The following is a 3436-nucleotide window of genomic DNA, read 5'->3' as shown; positions in this document are numbered from 1 at the left end:
GTGCAAATCTGGGCAAACATGGGCATCACCATGATGATTTTCATCGCTGGTTTGCAAACGATCCCTGGCGAGTTGTATGAAGCGGCACGGATTGACGGGGCAAACACCTGGCAGGTTTTTAAAAACGTGACCTGGCCGCTGCTCACCCCCAGTGTAAATACCAATCTGTTGCTGAATGCGATTGGCAGTTTGCAGGCCTGGCAGCTGTTCCTTGTTCTGGTGGGGTATCGCAACGGCACGCAGGTGCTCGGTTATCTCATCTATGCTACCGGCTTTGGTCAAACCTCGGGCAGTGTTACCTCCAGTTTCCGGCAGGGCTATGCTGCCGCGGCTTCCATTGTCTTGTTCCTGCTGGTGCTGGTCATTGGTCTGACGCTTCAAACTTTTCTGCAGCGCAGAGAAAAGAGGATATTAGGATGAGCGCTCAAACAGCCGGAAAATTTGTCTCCCGAAGAATTCGTTGGGATGTGATTGGTTCCTATCTGGTGATGATTTTCTTTGCTTTGCTTTATATTGGGCCAATCCTGATGCTGGTGAATACCTCCCTGAAAACGATGCCCTCTTTCATGAAGGACGCCACATCGCTGGCAACCGAACTGCATTTTGAAAACTTCCGCGAAGCGTGGGTAAAAGCCAATTTTCCCCAATATCTGCTGAATTCGATTATTTACACCGTTTCGGCGACCACCATTTACATACTCACTGCCGTTTTTGTGGCTTTTCCAATTGCGCGCGGCTATGTCAAATACTCGGGTGTCATTTTGACGTTGTTTGTCATTGCCCTCTTTCTGCCTCCCGCGCTCATCCCGCAATTCCAGCTGATTCTGAATTTGGGGCTGTATAACAACCCGATTGGTTACATCATGTTGTTCCTGGTCAATCCAATTGGGATTGTGATCCTCGTCAATTACATCAAAACCATTCCAAAAGAGCTGGATGAGGCTGCCGCGATTGACGGCTGCGGCTATGCCCGCTTTGTCTGGTCTATTGTATTGCCGCTCATCCGCCCGGCGATTGCCACCGTAATCGTTCTGCACGCCATTGGCATCTGGAATGAACTGATTGCCCCAACCATTTACCTGACCAGCAAGCAGTACTACCCCATCACCCGCGGTTTGATCGTCTTCCAGGGTGTGTATGGCAGCAACTGGCCAACCCTGGCTGCTGCGGTATTACTGCTGACTCTGCCCATGCTGGTTTTGTTCCTGTTCCTGCAGCGTTATATTGTCTCCGGTTTGACGGCCGGTTCGGTCAAAGGATAGACCTCTAGAGGAAATGGTCATGAATCGCACCCATTCTATTTTCACCGCACTGCTTTGCCTGTTGCTGGTGGTGAGCAGCACCGGCTGCGCGCCAGCCGCGCCTGCCACCCCGGCTCCCACACCCATTCCGACCCTGGAAGGCTGGACGCTGACCTGGCATGATGAATTTGACGGCGAGCAGATTGACCGCACCAACTGGACCTACGATATTGGCGGGCACGGCTGGGGCAATGGTGAAATGCAGTACTACACCGACCGCCCGGAAAATGCCCGCCTCGAGAACGGCTTTCTGGTAATTGAGGCGCGTCAGGAAAAGTACGGCGGTTCTTATTACACCTCAGCCCGTTTGAAAAGCGAAGGTTTGCGTGAATTTCAGTACGGGCGGCTGGAAGCCCGTCTGAAAGTGCCGGAAGGCAAGGGTTTTTGGCCGGCTTTCTGGATGCTGGGTTCGAATTTTAAACAGGTGGGCTGGCCGGATTGCGGTGAAATTGACATCATGGAATATCTTGGCAAAGAACCCGACCTCATTTTGGGGACGCTGCACGGCCCCGGGTATTCCGGTGCGTTGGGCATCAGCAAATGGAACCGTCAAACCTACAACATTGCCGATGACTTCCACACCTTTGCCATCGAGTGGGATGAAAATCAAATCACCTGGTTTTACGATGGTGAAGCCTACCACACCGTTACACGGGAAGATGTGGGCAGCCGCCCGTGGGTATTCGATCAGCCGTTTTTCTTCATCATCAACCTGGCGGTTGGCGGCACCCTGGGCGGCATGGTCAGCCCTCAAACGGTTTTCCCGGCACAATATCTGGTGGATTACGTGAGAGTTTATGAAAAACAGCCCTGAAACACTCTTCTTTGACGATTTCACCGCTGCCCATCTCAATCGGGATGTCTGGAATGTAGAGGTTACAGGCAAAATTTACAACAATGAGCAGCAGGCTTACATTGATTCGCCCGAAACCGTCTATATTTCGCATAGCGAAGCAGACTGCAACGGTGCACTGGTTCTGCAGGCTCACTACCGCCCCGGTTTCACCACTCCGCAAGGTACGCCTTTTGATTTTGTTTCCGGACGGGTGCACACCCGCGGCAAATTCACTTTTCGCTATGGGCGGGTTTCGGCCCGCTTGAAGACACCGGCGGTTAGCGGGGTCTGGCCGGCATTTTGGGTACTGGGCAACGGGGGGGAGTGGCCGGCCTGCGGCGAAATTGACATCATGGAGGCAGTGGGCGAGCCGGACTGGGTCAGTGCAGCCGCTCACGGTCCGAATTACTCCGGTGAGGCCGGTCTGGTCAATAAAAAGTATTTTCAGCCGCCGGATAGCATTGCCGAATGGCACATCTACACCGCCGAGTGTACGCCAGAGAAGTTGTTGTTCTTTGTGGATGATGAGTTGATTTATCGAATCACCCGCCCAATGGTTACCTTTTTCGGGCCGTGGGTATTTAACAGCGAAAAATTCCTGATCCTCAACCTTGCTCTGGGTGGTACCTATCCCTATAAAACCAACGGCATCCATCAACCCTATTATGGATTGCCCTCCCCTGCCGTACAGGAAATTCAAAATAACCACGTGCGCTTTCTGGTGGATTGGGTCAAAATAACCACCCTTTGAGCGCAGGATGGAGAATCTGCCATGCTGACTTCCAAACATGTCCCCACCTATCTTGGAGAAACCCTGCTTGCGCCTCCGCCGGTTGAACCTATCGGGGGATATGTGACGATGCTGGGTGAAATGTATTACAAAATTCAGCATTATGATGCCATGCCGCCCTTTTTTATGAGCATCGTCAGCGGCGCTGACCACTGGTTGTTTATTGCTTCGACCGGCGGTCTCACTGCCGGACGTGTCAACGCCGACAATGCCTTGTTCCCCTATTACACCGAGGATAAAATCACCGAAAACAGCGAAAACACCGGCGCAAAGACCATCATCCGGGTGACACGAGGGGCACAAACCTGGCTTTGGGAGCCGTTTTCCATTCGTCAGCAGGGGCAGTACCATGTCGAGCGCAACCTGTACAAGAACATTCCCGGCACAGCGTTGGTTTTTGAGGAAATCAACCACTCGCTGGAACTGGTATTTCGCTATGCCTGGCGCACCAGCGACCGGTTCGGTTTTGTCAAAACAGCCTGGCTGCGCAACACCAGCCAGTTGAAAAAT

General features: G+C 52.6%; 4 protein-coding genes and 1 pseudogene. All 5 read left to right on the top strand.

Annotated elements, in window-relative coordinates:
* The coding region (locus tag VAE48_RS04675; RefSeq protein ID WP_322792161.1) for a sugar ABC transporter permease at nucleotides 1-420 on the top strand (420 nt) is incomplete at its 5' end.
* Nucleotides 417-1262, top strand: a complete 846-nt coding sequence (locus VAE48_RS04670) for a carbohydrate ABC transporter permease (RefSeq protein WP_322792160.1) — start codon at nucleotides 417-419, stop codon at nucleotides 1260-1262. The genes VAE48_RS04675 and VAE48_RS04670, both read left to right, overlap by 4 nt.
* A gap of 19 nt (nucleotides 1263-1281) precedes the next feature.
* Nucleotides 1282-2115: a glycoside hydrolase family 16 protein gene (locus VAE48_RS04665; RefSeq protein ID WP_322792159.1), complete on the top strand. Its 834-nt coding sequence runs from the start codon at nucleotides 1282-1284 to the stop codon at nucleotides 2113-2115.
* A complete protein-coding gene (locus VAE48_RS04660; protein ID WP_322792158.1) occupies nucleotides 2099-2887 on the top strand; it encodes a glycoside hydrolase family 16 protein in 789 nt (262 codons plus the stop codon). The genes VAE48_RS04665 and VAE48_RS04660 overlap by 17 nt, the downstream gene beginning before the upstream one ends.
* A gap of 21 nt (nucleotides 2888-2908) precedes the next feature.
* Nucleotides 2909-3436: pseudogene (locus VAE48_RS04655) on the top strand (hypothetical protein); the annotation flags it as partial.

This window comes from Bellilinea sp., from assembly GCF_034432615.1.
Taxonomy (GTDB): domain Bacteria; phylum Chloroflexota; class Anaerolineae; order Anaerolineales; family Anaerolineaceae; genus Bellilinea.
Note: the sequence above shows the minus strand (reverse complement) of the source record. Positions and strands in the feature narration are given on the sequence as shown.